The organism is Lamprobacter modestohalophilus (assembly GCF_016583905.1).
Taxonomy (GTDB): domain Bacteria; phylum Pseudomonadota; class Gammaproteobacteria; order Chromatiales; family Chromatiaceae; genus Lamprobacter; species Lamprobacter modestohalophilus.
The window spans coordinates 53209-68539 of sequence record NZ_NRRY01000010.1 but is presented as its reverse complement, the minus strand read 5'-3'; the positions used below and the strand labels follow the sequence as shown (position 1 = coordinate 68539).

The window sequence follows — 15331 nt, the reverse complement described above, 5'->3', positions numbered from 1 at the left end:
CTGCTGCCTTGTGTCCTGTTTTGATGGCTCGTCGTACCCAAACCTCCAGAACCTCCACTAAATCCCGCTCGAAGCAACTCAAGCACAAAGCATCCGCGCTGCCGAGCTTACCCAAAGGCTTGCGCGCCTGGATACGTTTGATCACTCGGAAGTTTCGTGATCTTGCGATCGGCTTCGGGCTGATCTCGGCCCTGTCGTTCGTGCCGCCTACCGTGACTGACCAGTGGGGCGAGAACGGACAGCGGGCGGTTGCGGTTGCTGGGGATATCCGCAGCCTCGTCGTCGATGTCGCGCTCGATACCGGCACAGTCGTCCTCGATACCGGTGCCAAACTGTTCAACTCTGTCGCTTTGGATGGCGACTGGCCTGACATTGCCTCTTGGTCACTGGACATCGACTGGTTACTGCCTGATCTCGACGAGCTGCGTCCTGATCCAAATGCACTACCCCATCCTGACCCGCCGAATGCTGCTGGTGACCTACCGCAGGTGGCAGGCAGCTTCTCGCGCGCCAAGGATCTCCTGTACGACAAGATCTACCGGGGTCAGCGGGTGACCGCCTACTGCGGCTGCCGCTATGACAGACGGAGACGTACCGATCTCGGGAGCTGCGGGATGGAGCAGTACGCGGGTGATACGCGCGCGGATCGGGTGGAGGCCGAGCATGTGTTTCCGGCCTCGCAGTTCGGCAACTTCCGCAAGTGCTGGCGCGAGCCGGAGACGTTCGATGCGTGCTATACCTCAAGCGGCAAAGCGCTTTCGGGCCGTGACTGCTGTCAGCGGGTCGATGTCGTGTTCACCGCGGCGCACAACGATTTGCACAACCTGATTCCCGCAGTCGGTCTGGTCAACGGACGCCGGTCGGACTACAACTGGGGCATGGTCCCGGGTGGTGATCGGTACGGCGATTGCGACATCCGCATCGATTCGAGCATCCGCCGTGTGCAGCCACCGGATCATCTGCGCGGCGACATCGCCCGGACCATGCTCTATATGGCGGATACTTACGGTTTCAGGTTGAGCCGTCAGGATCAGCAGCTGTATCGGGCCTGGAACAACAGCGATCCGCCGGATGCTTGGGAGATCGAGCGCAACCAGCGGATTGCCAAGTTGCAAAAAATCGAAAACCGCTATGTGTCGCAGTATTCCGAGCAGGGTGACACCAGAACGCACCGCGGGCCAGATGATGATTAGAACCAGCCATCGAAATAGGAGGCACTCTATGCTGTTAGTCAGCCCCCAACTTCGCGGCGTTGCCGCAGTCTTTTCCCTGAGTCTACTGATGGCCCCAGCGGTCGCCGACATGCCCGACATCGCCTTAAACGGCAATGTTGACGCCGGCAAAGAGGTCGCCATGACGCGCGCCAAAGGTAATTGCATCGCCTGCCACTTGATCCCCGGCGGTGACTCGCCCGGCGCCATTGGCCCGGCACTGATTGCCATGCAGACCCGCTACTCCAGTAAGGCTGACCTCGCCAAGCAGATCTGGGACCCCACCGTAAAGAACCCAGATGTCGTGATGCCTCCGTTTGGTAAACACGGCATCCTGAGCAACCAGGAGTTCGTCGACGTCGTCGAATACGTCTGGTCACTCTGACCGCTTGGCTTGGCCCGGCTGCGATGGTCCGCGAGGCTTGCGCCTGCGGCGGCCTAATCCCCGTATCGATGCATTGTTCGGAGGCAAACTCACAATGAATAAGACGCTAACCACCATCACTGCGCTTGGCATCGGCTGCCTCGTCGCAGCCCCTCTCATCGCCAGCACACCGGCCGAGGATCAGGCCGCGTGGCAAGCCTATTTCCAAGAACGCTTCCCGCAGGTGCCGAAGGACGATTTCGTCAACGGCGTCTACTGTATCGACCCGGTCGGACGTGAAAACTGGGAGGCAATCGAGGAGTTTCCTCCTTACGAGACGGCCCTCTCTGAAGGCGAGGAGATGTGGAACACCCCCTTTGCCAACGGCAAGAGCTATGCAGATTGCTTTCCCGACGGCCCCGGGATCGAGAGCAAATATCCACACTGGGATAAAGAGCGCGGCATGGTCGTGACCCTGCCGTTGGCCATCAACGAGTGCCGTGAGGCGAACGGGGAGAAACCCCTGAAATACAAGAAGGGTCCCATTGCGAATCTGCTCGCCTACATGGCCTACGAGTCTCGCGGCCAAGTGGTCAATGTCGAGATCCCGGCGGACGACCCGCGCGCCCTCGCCGCTTATGAGGCTGGCAAGCAGTTCTACTTCGCCCGTCGCGGTCAGCTCAACTTCTCTTGTGCTAGCTGCCATGTCGCCAACTCTGGCACCACGCTGCGCACTGAGATCCTGAGCCCAGCGCTCGGCCATACCACCCACTTCCCGGTTTATCGATCAAAGTGGGGCGAGATGGGCACGCTGCACCGCCGCTTCTCTGGTTGCAACAGCCAAGTCCGCGCCAAGCCATTCGAGGCTCAAAGCGAAGAGTTCCGCAACCTTGAATACTTCCTCACTTACATGAACAACGGCCTCGAGCTGAATGGCCCCGGCGCACGTAAGTAAGCGAAGCACAGCAACATAACGAAGTGATGGCCTCGCCGGCAGCCTGTCGGCACCGCTCGGCAATCGTCGGCGAGACCATTTAGGAGCACGAATGGAGTTTATCCCGTATGAAGATGCGTCCTTTTTCAACCGGCCTTATCGCCGTTGCACTGATGGTACTGATCCCAGCAACAACCTCTTGGGCAACCACCCGCGACGAGGCTGAAGCCACGATCGCTGAAGCCAAGGATCTGCGCGAGAAGGCCGTCGCCGCTGGCGTCAGCGACAGTCTTGCGGCAGAAATGATCGATCAGGCCGAATCCCTGCTGCCGTCGCGCCAGTACACCCTTGCCCAGCAATACGCCTACTGGGCGATGCGACAGGATCAGTTCGCGATGAAGGTCGCCTCTGGCGAGGTTGAGGCCGTGGACGATAAGGCAGCCATTGCGGAGTCCATGATTGCCGCCGCCGAAGTGGCCCGCGAAAAGGCTGATGCCGTCGGTGGCGAGTGGCGCGATGTGGCTGACATGATCAAGAGCGCAAAGACCTTCCTCGGTGCGGGCGAGTTTGATCAAGCGATCCAAGCCGCCAGTGCGGCGAAGTTCCAGGCGGTGCGTGGTTACGAACAGGCCATGGCTGAGCAGGATGCCGACATGCCTGTTTACATGCGTGAAGCGGCCAACTAGCCGATCAAGTCCCAAGCCCCAGGGCCAGGCTTCAACCATCCCTATTCCGCCCGAGAGGACAGTCATCCATGAACATACGTACTACCCTGATCGCCGTCCCCCTGCTACTGATCGGCACCACCGCGTTCGCCGCTGACAATAAGATCGCGCCGATGATCGAGAGCGTCGACGTCACCCACAACGGCGAAACAGTGACCGTGACCCGCGGCCACGACGGTAACGCCACGCTTCCCGATATCTTCCAGAAGACCGACCGCGGCTGCCCTCCCTTCTGCGTGCAGCCGATACAGGCTGTTCCCGGGGTTGATACCGTGGGTGAGCTCGAGGTGCTCGACTATCTGCACCGCATCCATCAAGGCGACGAATCGATCATGGTCATCGATTCACGCACCCCAGATTGGGTCATGCGCGGCACCATTCCTGGCTCAATGAATATTCCCTGGACCAAGATCAACACCGACACCGCCGGCACTTTTGAGACCCCCGGCGAAGCCGACACCTTCGTGCATATCCTGGCCGATGAGTTCGGTGCCAACCAGAACCCGCAGACCGGTGCATGGACCTTCGAGGAGGCCAAGACCCTGGTGCTCTTCTGCAACGGCATCTGGTGCCCGCAGTCGACTACCAACATCAATACCCTGGTCGAGTACGGATATCCGGTCTACAAGCTCAAGTGGTACCGCGGCGGCATGCAGGACTGGGCTAGTGTTGGCTTGACCACCGTCAAACCCTAGCTCGGCTATCGCTGAGGCCGCGTGGACCTGGCCCCGTTCAAAGCGCCGACGTCTTCGTCGGCGTTTTTTTATTTCCACACAGCTACCAGAACATCGTTGGAACCTATGCAGTCATTGGTCCCGGTCGACTGCCGACTTAATCCTCGACCTGATTAGACGTCTTGGGATAGACCCAACAGTTACGTCAACAGGTTGAGACAGACCCGCAAAAATGTTCAGAATCGAGGGTCAGTTCCTCTTAGGCAGTTCGATCAGAGTCAGAACGGTTTCGTCCTGGTATTCGGAGCTGTGAGACGAGGTTGATCCCTACTCGACGACTCGGCGGACAGAAAGATCACGGCTCGCTCAGCATCTCCAGTTCCTTGGCGCGCTCGGCGGTTTCCCTGAGCATGCACTCGTTGGCCATGACGCGCTGGTAGCTGCCGCCCTCGGGATCGTTGTAGAAGTCGCAGTTGGCGTCACGGTACTTGATCCACAGGCGTTGCGCGGTGAGCAGTGCTTGTTTGCGTTCCGCCGAGAGTGACTTTTGCAGCTTCTGATAGGCCCCGTTGAGCCGGGCATCCTGAGTCGTGAGCTCTTCCGAGATACAGTCCAGCATCGAGTAGGTCACGCCGCCTGCTTGATCCAGGCAGGTTGAGTACCGCTGGGTGTAGAGCTGCTCGTCGGCCTGGGTGTTGAGGCTGGCGATCAGCAAACTGGCTAAGAGGATCTTCCGCATCGGTGGGCTCCGTTAATCATCGTCGACTGGTGGCTCGTCGGGTGACGCGGATTCTACAAGCACTGCATAACCGTGTTGGCGTCGACGCTTGGCCATCTTCGCGATCTCTCCCTCCCCTTCCTTTTGGCTCTCTACGGGGATCACCCGCATCCCGCCGCGCTTGGAGTTCGCCCCACCCCAGCAGACGACCAGGGTCCAGTCGCCGAAGAGGTCTTGGATGAGCCGGACGCTGTAGTAGCGTTGATTCTCTCGATTGATCCAGCGATGCGTCAGGGGTTCTTCAAAGTCTTGAACGAATTGTGCGCGCATTCCCCTTCTTAGGCGAAGCCAAGAGGGGGGTCAAGCACGCTGGGCGCGTGAGCGCCTTTGCTCCTTGGTGCCTTGGGCTTGCACGTAGTCACGCACCGTCTCCAGGGTCATACCACCGACGCTGCCAACGAAGTAGGCCCGATGCCAGAACAGCGGTTTGCTGTAGAAGGCGCCCAGGTGTTCGGCAAAGCGGTTGCGCGCGCGCCGTGCACTGGCCGTCTTGAGGTTGTTGATCAGCACCGAGAGATCGAGCGCCGGATGGATGTCGATGAGCAGGTGGACGTGATCGACCTCGCCGCCGAACTCGATCAACCGACAGCGCCAGGCGCTCAGGATCTCCGCAAAGGCCGTTTCCAGGTACGCCAGCAGCTCCGGGGTCAGTGTGGGGCGGCGGTACTTGGTCACGAAAACGATATGTAGCTTAATGTTGAAAACGGCGTGAGAACTTGATCTGTTTGAGTTATCCATCTTGCGGCCTAAATTTTTTTCGGGTAGTCTAGCAAACATGGACGGCTTTCGTTTTCGCTGCTACCCCACCGAGGCTCAGGCGCAGACCTTGCGCCAGTGGATCGGCTGCCAGCGCTTCATCTACAACGCCAAAGTGGGCGAGGATCGCTACTTCCGGCGCTTCGCCAAGTCGGCGCTGCAGCTCACCGGGACGCCGATCCCCATCGATCAGTGCTACGCCCAGTTCAAGACTGAGCAGACGCCGTTTCTGGCCGAGGTGCCGGGGGTGATCCTGCGCAACGGGGCGGTGCGCTGGAAGCAGGCTTATGGTCGCTACTTTGCTGGGCTTGGCGGTCGCCCGACGATCAAGACGCGCCATGGCCGCCAGTCGGTGTGGATCACGCGCGAGTTGTTCGAGCTCGAACCGATCGAGGATGCCCCCCGCGCCTACCGGCTGCGCATCGGGACGCGCAAGTTCCCCGTCGGCGAGCTGGCCTTCACCGCGCACCGTGATTTTGAGCCGCCGGCCTCGCTGCACATCAGCCTCGAGGCCGGGCGCTGGCATGTCAGCTTCTCCAACGAGACCGCCACCGAGATCCTGAGCGAGAAGGCGATCGCCGAGCGCCTGCAGCAGCTGCCGATCGAGCAGCTCGAGGCAGCGACCCTGGGCCTGGATCGCGGTGTCGCCACGCCGGTGATGACCAGCGACGGGCAGCGCATCGTCGCCTCCCCGGTGCAGCAGCAGCGCCTGGCCCAGAAGGAACGCCGCCGCAAGCGCTGGCAGCGCAAGCTCGCCCGGCGCTGCAAGGGCGGAAAGAACCGCGCCAAGGCGCGGGAGCAGGTCGCGCGGACCTATCGCTACGCCTCAGACGTGCGCCGGGATCTGGCCCACAAGGCCGCGCGCATCCTGGTCGATGAGCCGCGCCATCAGGTCTACGCCCTCGAGGCGCTGCAGGTCCAGCAGATGACCAAGCGGGCCAAGGCCAAGCCCGATCCCGAGCGCCCCGGGCACTACCTGCCCAACAACGCCAAGGCCAAATCCGGCCTCAACAAATCGATCCTCGCCTCCGGCTGGGGTCAGTTCAAGACGATCCTTCGCAACAAGGCGGCCCGTGCGGGCAAGCTCGTGGTGGAGGTTCCGGCCGCCTATTCCTCGCAGGAATGCGCCCGCTGTGGGCACATTCACCCGGACAACCGCCCCAGTCAGGCGCGGTTTGTCTGCCAAGCCTGCGGTCACCAGGCCCACGCCGACATCAACGCCGCGCAGGTCATTGCGGCGCGCGGCGCACGCTGGGTGGCAGACGGACACGTGGTCGCGAAGCCCAAGAAACGCTGTGCGCTCCGGCGCACGACGGTAGGCCCGGGAGAGGCCGAACCGGCGGGATTCACCCCGCGAACGCCTGTGGAGAACGCTATCAGACGCTGCCGTGGCAACACGTCAGCGCATCGTTCGATGAAGCAGGAACCCCCCGCCACAAGCCAGCGGCTTTCGCGGTAAGACTTCATACGACATCAGCCATCCGGCCATCAGCGACGTGGGTATAGATCTGGGTGGTGGCGATATTGCTATGGCCGAGCAGGGCCTGGATGTAGACCAGCTGGGCGCCTGACTCGAGCAACCGGGTCGCGTAGGTGTGTCGGAGCTTGTGCGGCGTGACCGGCTTGTTGATCTCGGCGCGCTCGACCAGCTGGCGCAGATAGAGCCGGGCCGCGCGGGCGCTCGGTGGTCGGTCGCCGGGTGCCTTGGCGAAGATATAGCCATCGTCGGTGGGCTGTTCGCTGATCCAGGTGGCGAGCGAGGGACCGAAGCTCAGGGGCAGCGGTACACAACGCTCCTTGTTGCCCTTGCCGATGACACGCACTGAGCGGGCAACGCCATTGACCATCTTCACATCCTGCACCTGCACGGCCAGTGCTTCTGAGATCCTCAGTCCCGAATTCTGGATCAATCCAAACAGGCAGTCATAGCGCCGCCGGGCTTGGAGCACCTGCTCGCGTTTGCGTCCGGTGATGGATTCGGCCATATCCTCGATGTCCTCAGATGCACGCTGCAGACGTGCCTGCTCATCGCGTTCGAGCCAGATCGGCATGCGCTGCGAGCGTTTTGGCTTGTCGGCCAGATAGACAGGGTCGGACTCGCTCAGCCCGTGCTTCTTGGCCCACTTGTAAAACGAGGACAGACAGGAGAGCCGTCGAGCGATGATGTGCGCACTCACGCCCCGCTCGCGCATCTGCCAACTGATCCACTGCTCGACCTGCATGTGGGTGCATTGTCTCCAGTCACGCTCAGCCTCGGTCAGCCATTGGCCCCAAAGTCCTAGGTCGGATCGATAGCCGACACAGGTTCCAACAGCCGCGCCACGGATGTAGCGGAGGTTGTCGAGGAAATCCTTCCGGGCGATCCAGAAATCTGCATGTTCTTTCACGGCATCCACCTGTTGGACGGGTTAGGGTGTTCTAACCTGAGTTGACTCAGAACGACTCAGAACGACTTGACTCAGTCTGACTCAACTTGACCTGGAATGACTTTTAAGTCTTTGTTTTTCAGCCTCTCTGCTTGAAATATGTATTTCAGGAAGGATGGACGCGTCCCGTTGAAGTGCCCATTTCGGGCGCCGCCCTGGAACCGCTTGAACCAGCGGATAGTGGCCGATGGACAGACGGCGGTCTATCCGCAGTACTGAACAGACAGAGGCTACTAAAGGCTGCAGGATAAGCCCAAGGCCCAAGACGCACGGGCTTGGCATCTGGTCCCAGCCAGGCTTACACCAGACGCCTTGGACGTATCGACAGGCAAATCGCTAGAACGACTGGGAGCAACTCAGAACGAGTCAAGTCAGAATGACTCAAAGTAAGTCAGCATGACTCACATTGACTCATGTCGCCCAGAGGCTTGATCGACCTGGCATCGCGGCACGGGAAACCTGAACCGGACGCTGCTGATCAGCGCACCGGATAGATCCAGCCGGCGATCTGGCCACCATCGGAATTGCGGGTCTCGCCCTCGCTCAGATCGAGCATGGTGTAGCGGCCATTGATCTCAAAGAGGCGAACCTGACGAGCGAAGACTTCCGGGTTCTGCCAGGGATGGTTGTCGTAGTTCTCTTCCGCCACCGAGACCAGGCTCCGCTCCAGGTCCACCCCGACGATCACCGCCACATGGCCAAAGCGCCACTCGGGATCATCTCGATCGGCGGCATACACCAGAAGATCCCCCCGCTGTGGTGGTCGCTCGGCCGAGCCGTTCACCGAGCGCCCGAGCGCGAAGGTCTCGCCAGTGCGGGGATCAGTCGCCTCGGTCAGATAGAGGATCTGGTGTGCATCATCGACATCGCCGAAGGTCAGCGACAGGTTTTTCATCCACCAGTACCGCGCATAGCCGACGCACTGATAGGTGATGCCAACGTAGACCAAGGCCGTATCCTCTGGCGCTTCCTCCAACACGGCATAAGCCCCACTCTCCAGATCCAGGAAGCCACGCTTGGGAAGCACGCAGCGCGAGGTGCAATTCGAGCGCGCTTCGGCACCGTCTGCGATCCCGAGGATCTCGCCAAAGGGCGTGATGCAGGGACCCTCACAGGCCTTGCGGCTGTCGGCGAACAACGCTGCGGCTTCGGTCGGCGAGAAGTTCCGCGGTGGTCCGATCAGACCAACGCCATCGGTCAGCGGCAGGGTTGCCCCGCCGTCCTGCTGAGGATTGGACGCGCTCCACCAGAAGCCAGCGAGTAGCGCGAGGAGGCCGAGCAGCACGAAGCTCAGCGATTTGAGGCGGGCGGTCAGGATCATGATGGAATCGAGCAAAAGGCAAAAGAACTCTACGAGAGCTGATCCACATGGACGAGGATGCACAGCTCAATGTTTGGTTTGATCGTGGCTGGGATGTCTACGAGCAGGGGCTGCAGGACGACCATCACTTTCCACCGCTGGACGACATCGAGGCGCAACGTTGGTGGCTCGGTGGGTTCGGTGCGGCCTGGGCTGTTGCACCATTCGAGATGCCCCAAGACAGACTGATTGATGGCGATCTGTTGAATCTCGGCGATGTGGATAAGGCCCTGATCGTAGCGCTGCAGGGAAGGGCGGAACTGCTGCGTCAACTACGCGCACACGGATCGTTGAGCACCAGCAGCCAGCGCCTGCACTGAGCCACGGGCATCCCTGCCCGAGGAAGGCCCGATCAGACCGAGACCGTACCGACTGCGGTTGCCTCTGGCACCTCGATCAGCTTCCCGCTGCGCACATCGTAGATGTACCCGTAGATCGGAATATTGCCAGGGACCAACGGATGTTGCCGGATACGCTGAACGTCATCGACCACACTTTGCGCGTTGTCCTTGATCGTCAGCCAATCGATGTAACGCCCCTCGCTCGACCCCGGACCCTCGCCTGAATCATGCCAGCCCGAGGCGTCGACGCTCGAGGTCTTCAGGCTGCTGGCCAACAGATCGCGCATGATCTCATCGGTGAAGGTCTCCATCCCGCAATCAGTGTGGTGGATCACGAACCACTCACGTGTGCCCAGCAACTTGTACGAGATCACCAGCGAACGGATCGCATCATCGCTTGCGCGTCCACCGGCGTTACGGATCACATGCGCATCGCCCTCCGCGAGTCCGGCATATTTAGCCGGGTCCAATCGCGCATCCATACAGGTCAAGATCGCAAAGTGGCGACCTGGTGGCATCGGCAGATCGCCCTTATTGAAGCTCGCCGCATAGGCTGTATTCGCGGACAGGACTTCTTCTCGTATCTGGCTCATATCAACATCCTCATTCTTGGTGGCGCCTTTGTCCGGCGGTGCGTCGGCGCTATCAGATTCGCCCGCCTAGATTGGATGTTGGGCTGCAACTGCCTACTCACCACTCGACCGCACCGCCGAAGCACTTGATTGATCGCCCGCCCGTGCCTCCCTCCAACATCCTCGCTAACCTCACGCGCCGTGGACCCAAACGGCGAGTTCGATACCTGCCAACAGCCGACATCGCCAGCAGCCCGCGCCGTCGCTAGGCCGCAGACCGACCACCCTCGACGCCCGCGCTGCTGCTGATCTGCCACCGCTCGACGGCCATCCTGCTGCTCCTGCTCCTGATGAGGCTGCCACGCCGACACTGGATCGCTCTCCTGCTGCTCTGCTCCCTGCTGCTGTTCTGCCGCAGGACCCTCGATCGCAACCCATCGCACGCCAGCGAGTACCGCATCTGCTACAGATTTATGGTTGATGGATGCCGTCACAGCGGCCCGCTCGACGCCAGACAATCCGCGCCGCCGCCTGCTGCCCGATGCTGCCGCACCCGGGGTTCAATCGCGTCTTGCTCCTGAGACGTTGTGCCGTCCTGGCAATCGGCGCGCTCCCGGCGCGCACGAGGCCGCAGAAGAGCCCATCGCCCAGACCGTGCCCAGCCTGGACTGACCTCTGCCTGGCGCTGCCTAAACCGCGTCCAGGTTAAGCAGCCTTTACCATAGCCTGTTACGACCTCTCATCGACGCCAGTGCCATGCCAACGCTTTTCATCCAGCGTCTCAGTCAGACGCGCATCACTCACACCTCCGAGTGGATCGACCCTGGCACAGCATCCATGACCGCACTCCCACTCATGGGACGCGTCAGCGCTGGACGGCCGCTCGAGGCCATCGAAGACCCGAACTGGATCGAGGTTCCCGAACAGCTCGCCCAGAACGCACAATTCGCGCTACGCGTGCGAGGTGATTCGATGACCGAGGATCAGATCGAAGATGGTGATCTGATCCTCATTCAGCCACGACCCAATGTCTCAGACGGTGAGGTCGTCGTCGCGTTGATCGATGGCAACGAGGCAACGCTGAAACGCTTCTTTCGCGAGTCCAATCACATCCGTCTGCAGCCGGCAAAAACTGGCATGGCCCCGTTGCGTTACCGGCTCGATCAGGTCGAGGTCATTGGCACGGTGACAGCGATCATGCGTGTGGTGACCAGCGGCCAACACGATTTGGATGACTGATCCAGGCTCCACCGATGCGCGCTAAGCTTGATAAAGAAATGTAAAGACCTCATGCAGTCGTTCCGACTGATCCATTAAACTTGAAAGTCAGCCGGCAAAAAGCATACATTGAGAAGAGGGTTGCGTTTGAACGATGCAACCCGTGTTTGACAACAACAGAGAACGAACGAGGTCTTCGATGGAACACCACAGCGCAGAAGAGATCCAGGCCCAGATCGAACAGGTCAAACAAGAGCAATACGCTCTTGAGCGTGCCTTCGAGGCGCGCCTGAAGGAAGAGAAAAAGGCATTCGTTGAAGAGCTCAAGCAAATCATTGCCGAGCGAGGCTATCAACAGGACGATATCGCCGAACAACTCGGTGGCCGGCAACGCAAACAACGCGGGAAACGCCCAGGCGCGGGAAGCGGCAACTACACCCAGTATGTCGATCCGGACAACCCGGAGAATGTCTATATCCGCGGACGTATGCCGTACTGGCTCATCGAGAAGATGGCGGCCAACGGATACGACCCGGAAAACGCCGAGCAGCGCCAACAGTTCAAGGAAGAGCACTTGCAGAAAATCGCTGCTTGATCAATGACTAGGCTGTCATCGACAAAGCGCGGTTGACAGCCTGATCGCTGCTCATCGTGATCCGCAAGTTGTCCACGCTCCCTGTGGATAACCTTGTGGAGAAGCCTATCTCAACGCCAATCCTAGGCGTGTTTTGATTACAGTTTCGTGGCCGCAGGGTTAGATTGGTCAACGATCGACCAGCGAGCAATCAGGCGCTCCTGAACTGGGGCGGGCTCCCTGCCCCAATCGGCACTTCCTGTGCCTGATCAGCGGGAGCGCCGCCCTGTGTTCCTCCCAGTTTACCGGCACCCCACGCCGGTGATTGAGGACCAACAGGGCGGGCGGTCCGTTCTGTCTCACGCATCGGGAGGTGCAGCATGTCCAAATTATCCAGCGTCACCATCGATCTGTCCGTACCCAACATTGAATCGCTCCGTGAAGAGCCAGAGCATTTGGAATCGTCGCGGGGGCTGAGTCGGTATCTGATCGCGGATGCGGACCAGGGTGAACACTTCGGCGCTACCGAATGGTTCTGTGATGACTGTGGCGCGTTGGTGGAAGACGAGCATGAAGGCTGTCTAGTCTGCGCTTAGTCGCGGGGGCTTCGGCCCCTTTTTTGGCAGCAGTCGCTGATCGCCCATCGCACGAAGACGGCGCCGGATGATCCCGTCATCAGGCGCCGCGCCTGTTCCAGACAGGCGTTGCCATGACTGAAGATTTGGGTGCCGAGTCGTCGCTGGGCTCCCTGCCCGTTTCGGCACCTCCTGTGCCTGGTTAGTTGGCCCACCTCCCCGCGTGTCTCCAAAGACTAACAGGCAGCGTGCCGGTTCAAGGGTGCCTCCCCAACCACCTGGCTGCTAAAGCCAAGTGCCGTTCGTTAACTCCTCCGTCCCATCAAACCCAGCGCGATGCCAGCGTCCTCAGGCAGCCAGGCGGCCGGGTCCCCTCCCTTGAGCCGACCCGCTACACCTGTTCGGGGTGAGACACACACGGGGCGGGTGGGCCGTCCTGGTGCATCGGAGGGTTGGTCATGTCTGGTCAATACGTCGTTTGGCTTTGCTTGTTCGTTCGTGGCGCGGGGGATGAGCGGTGGGTGTTCGTGACTGATCCGGTTATCGATCAACTCATCACGGCGCTGGGGTATTAGGCGCCGCTGCCCAGGGATGGGCTTCGTATCTCGTCTTCAACCGCTACGCCCGTATAGTCGGATCAGCAGCACGCCAGCCGAGATGACACGGCAGACGCCACAGCGCGCGAATAGCTCCCTGCGGCTGATCAGGCCACCATGAGCATACAAGTGCCGATGAAGAGCGGCAGCGCGCGAATAGCGCGCAGCCGCAGAAGAGACCATGATTAAACCGAGCGCTAGCGCTCTGGTTCGATAACGCATCACATGCGGCTGGAGCGCTATCGAGGGCGAGTTGTGCTGGCTGTTTTGCATCAAGAGATGACTACGGGTTGCTAGCTAGTTGCTGGTTGGCTCGCCCTTCTGTTCGCTGCGACGTCAGCGCTTGATCGCGCGCCATCGCTAGGCCGAAGACCGACCGACCTCGACGCCCACGCTGCTGCTGTTCTGCCGACACTTGCTGCACTGTCGCCGCTCGACGCCCGTCCTGCTGCTCCTGCTGCTGCTGTGTCTCTGACGCTGGCTCACTGTCCTGCTCCTGCTGCTCTGCTGTCTCAGTCTCAGACGCCAACACGCGCATGCTTTCCGCTACAGATCTATGGTTGACGAGGGCAACGTTGCGGCACGCTCGACGCCAGCCAACTCGCGATAGCGCCAGTCGCCCGATGCTGTCGCACTCGGGATTCACGCTCGTCCTGTTCCTGAGACACTGTGCCATCCTGGCAATCGGCGTGCTTCCGGCACGCATGAGGCCGTAGAAGAAAGAGCCCATCCCTGGAGGCTCCGCCCCGTCCATCGCTGACGCTCGGCGGCGCTCCGCTGACCTCGGCTCCTGCCTCGCAGGCTCCCTGCCGAAGATCGCCCGGCATCCTTGCCCGGCTCGATCGCGACTCCTTGCCGGATGCCAAAAGCCTGACGGCTTCTGGCATCCGGCATCGCGCGCGACTCTGGCGAACTTGCCCTCCATGGCGAAACGCACGGCCGCAGCCGCACCTCACTCACTCGCTCCGCCTTCGTTCCGCAAGCTCCACTCTCGGCTCCGGTCGCTCGTTCGGCGACGTCTGCCGCCTTAGCACGCCCGTTCCCGACGGGCAGGCTCCCTGCCGAAGAGCCGCCGGCTCCCTGCCAGCGGGCAGCTGCGCTGGACCGTCGCGGCGTGCTCCCGGCACGCGGCGCCGGGCTCGGCTACTGCCTCGCTGTTGTGGGCCGCTGCCCCAGCGGCCACCGCACAATTGGATGGCGGCGCCTGCAACGCCCTGCCCAACGTTTTCTGGCACTGGTGCGCGGCGCGCCTCGGGCACGGGGTCGGCACCTGCGCGCGGGCGACCAGAGTCCGCCCGCCGCCAAGCGGCTGATCGGCTTGGAGTTGTCAGTCACGCATCCCGGGTCCGAGCGGCCCATCGCACCGAACCCGTACCCCAGCGTTCCGCTGTCGGCTCCTCCCGCGTGCGGACGCACCAACATCCTTCCTCGTGATCCTGTGCCCGTCATGGCCTCGTCGCATGCGCGCACAGCAACCTCTGTGGGCTGGCAGCAAGCCAGCATCCGTTCAGCGAAAACTGAAAAGGATTCAAAATTCAAAACTGTGACCTTGTTATCTGTATATTGTCTACACATGGTAGATACTTTATATCTACACCCTATGGAGTCCGAACATGGCAGCAGATCGCGCCTACCGTCGGGTCAACCTCAATGCCCGGCTGCTCGTCAGGCTCGCGCTCGAGAAGGGCTACAGCTACGCGCAGATCGGGGAACTGACCGGCGTCAGCGAGGGGTCTGTCAAGCGCTGGCACGCGACCGGGCGCGCGGATGCAGACAGGATCAAGGAGCTGGAGGCGTTGATCGGTCCCGTCCGACTGTCGCCCGAAGCGCTCACGGATCAGCTGATTCGCATCTACCGCGAGCGCAGACGGCGCTATCGCCTCGGTCGGGCGCAGCTGAAATCGCTCGCGGGGCGCCGAACGCTCAAGGCAGCGTTCATCGAACAGCTGAGCGAGCTCATGCTGGACAGGGGGTACTACCTGTTGGACGGCTGCCTCGAGCAGGAGGAGGACTTCATCGTCATCAGCCTGCGCCAGCTCAACAAGCTGGTCCCGTACCGGCTGGGACCGCAGGACATCGACGGCTACCTACCACCGATCTCCGAGGCCATTGAGGACAACGAAGAGGGTCTGTGAAGGGGTTTTGCCGCACAGGCTGTGCCGGCTGCGCGGCGGGCACAGCAACTGCGCGGACGAGAACTCGGCCACCTGATACGCACTGCAACGAC

General features: G+C 61.1%; 18 protein-coding genes. 12 read left to right on the top strand and 6 right to left on the bottom strand.

Annotated features, from left to right (window positions below; genetic code table 11):
* Positions 1–137 precede the first annotated feature (137 nt).
* The 5 genes from CKO42_RS08425 (at position 138) to CKO42_RS08405 (ending at position 3929) form a co-directional block, all read left to right on the top strand.
* Positions 138–1193 carry an endonuclease gene (locus tag CKO42_RS08425; RefSeq protein ID WP_242479229.1) on the top strand — a complete coding sequence of 352 codons (1056 nt, stop codon included), beginning with the start codon at positions 138–140 and terminating at the stop codon, positions 1191–1193.
* 28 nt (positions 1194–1221) lie between these two features.
* The gene (gene soxX / locus CKO42_RS08420; protein WP_242479228.1) at positions 1222–1596 is read left to right on the top strand and encodes a sulfur oxidation c-type cytochrome SoxX; all 375 of its coding nucleotides are present in this window, start codon (positions 1222–1224) and stop codon (positions 1594–1596) included.
* Positions 1597–1690: 94 nt separating this feature from the next.
* Entirely contained in the window at positions 1691–2530 is an 840-nt protein-coding gene (soxA, locus tag CKO42_RS08415) for a sulfur oxidation c-type cytochrome SoxA (protein WP_200242005.1), read from the top strand.
* 107 nt (positions 2531–2637) lie between these two features.
* Positions 2638–3195, top strand: coding sequence for a hypothetical protein (locus CKO42_RS08410; RefSeq protein ID WP_200242003.1), 558 nt, complete (start codon positions 2638–2640; stop codon positions 3193–3195).
* A gap of 68 nt (positions 3196–3263) precedes the next feature.
* Positions 3264–3929, top strand: coding sequence for a rhodanese-like domain-containing protein (locus tag CKO42_RS08405; RefSeq protein WP_200242000.1), 666 nt, complete (start codon positions 3264–3266; stop codon positions 3927–3929).
* 334 nt (positions 3930–4263) lie between these two features.
* Here CKO42_RS08405 and CKO42_RS08400 read toward each other — a convergent pair whose 3' ends face one another.
* From CKO42_RS08400 to tnpA, 3 genes are read right to left on the bottom strand one after another with little or no spacing between them, the layout of a single operon-like run.
* Entirely contained in the window at positions 4264–4647 is a 384-nt protein-coding gene (locus CKO42_RS08400) for a lysozyme inhibitor LprI family protein (RefSeq protein ID WP_200241998.1), read from the bottom strand.
* A 12-nt stretch (positions 4648–4659) separates the two neighbouring features.
* Positions 4660–4956, bottom strand: coding sequence for a WGR domain-containing protein (locus CKO42_RS08395; RefSeq protein ID WP_200241992.1), 297 nt, complete (start codon positions 4954–4956; stop codon positions 4660–4662).
* A 30-nt stretch (positions 4957–4986) separates the two neighbouring features.
* A complete protein-coding gene (gene tnpA / locus CKO42_RS08390) occupies positions 4987–5424 on the bottom strand; it encodes an IS200/IS605 family transposase (protein ID WP_200241990.1) in 438 nt (145 codons plus the stop codon).
* A 37-nt stretch (positions 5425–5461) separates the two neighbouring features.
* Here tnpA and CKO42_RS08385 point away from each other — a divergent pair, with 37 nt between their 5' ends.
* A complete protein-coding gene (locus CKO42_RS08385; RefSeq protein ID WP_200242186.1) occupies positions 5462–6901 on the top strand; it encodes an RNA-guided endonuclease InsQ/TnpB family protein in 1440 nt (479 codons plus the stop codon).
* Positions 6902–6905: 4 nt separating this feature from the next.
* Here CKO42_RS08385 and CKO42_RS28265 read toward each other — a convergent pair whose 3' ends face one another.
* Both CKO42_RS28265 and CKO42_RS08375 read right to left on the bottom strand, forming a co-directional pair.
* Positions 6906–7829: a tyrosine-type recombinase/integrase gene (locus tag CKO42_RS28265; RefSeq protein WP_200241987.1), complete on the bottom strand. Its 924-nt coding sequence runs from the start codon at positions 7827–7829 to the stop codon at positions 6906–6908.
* A gap of 517 nt (positions 7830–8346) precedes the next feature.
* Entirely contained in the window at positions 8347–9189 is an 843-nt protein-coding gene (locus CKO42_RS08375) for a CHAP domain-containing protein (protein ID WP_200241977.1), read from the bottom strand.
* 47 nt (positions 9190–9236) lie between these two features.
* Here CKO42_RS08375 and CKO42_RS08370 point away from each other — a divergent pair, with 47 nt between their 5' ends.
* Complete coding sequence (locus CKO42_RS08370; protein ID WP_200241968.1) at positions 9237–9548, top strand: histidine kinase; 312 nt, start codon at positions 9237–9239, stop codon at positions 9546–9548.
* A 32-nt stretch (positions 9549–9580) separates the two neighbouring features.
* Here the strand turns inward: CKO42_RS08370 and CKO42_RS08365 are convergent, their stop codons facing one another.
* The gene (locus CKO42_RS08365) at positions 9581–10162 is read right to left on the bottom strand and encodes a beta-class carbonic anhydrase (protein WP_200241965.1); all 582 of its coding nucleotides are present in this window, start codon (positions 10160–10162) and stop codon (positions 9581–9583) included.
* 459 nt (positions 10163–10621) lie between these two features.
* On the opposite strand from CKO42_RS08365, the gene CKO42_RS08360 reads away from it, so the two are divergent.
* From CKO42_RS08360 to CKO42_RS08340, 5 genes are all read left to right on the top strand, one after another.
* Positions 10622–10813, top strand: coding sequence for a hypothetical protein (locus tag CKO42_RS08360; RefSeq protein WP_200241963.1), 192 nt, complete (start codon positions 10622–10624; stop codon positions 10811–10813).
* An 84-nt stretch (positions 10814–10897) separates the two neighbouring features.
* Entirely contained in the window at positions 10898–11380 is a 483-nt protein-coding gene (locus tag CKO42_RS08355; protein WP_200241961.1) for a LexA family protein, read from the top strand.
* Between the two features lie 178 nt (positions 11381–11558).
* Entirely contained in the window at positions 11559–11954 is a 396-nt protein-coding gene (locus CKO42_RS08350; protein ID WP_200241959.1) for an H-NS histone family protein, read from the top strand.
* Between the two features lie 359 nt (positions 11955–12313).
* Entirely contained in the window at positions 12314–12529 is a 216-nt protein-coding gene (locus CKO42_RS08345) for a hypothetical protein (RefSeq protein ID WP_200241947.1), read from the top strand.
* Between the two features lie 2188 nt (positions 12530–14717).
* On the top strand, positions 14718–15239 hold the full coding sequence (locus tag CKO42_RS08340) for a sigma-70 family RNA polymerase sigma factor (protein WP_200241944.1): 522 nt from the start codon (positions 14718–14720) through the stop codon (positions 15237–15239).
* Positions 15240–15331 lie beyond the last annotated feature (92 nt).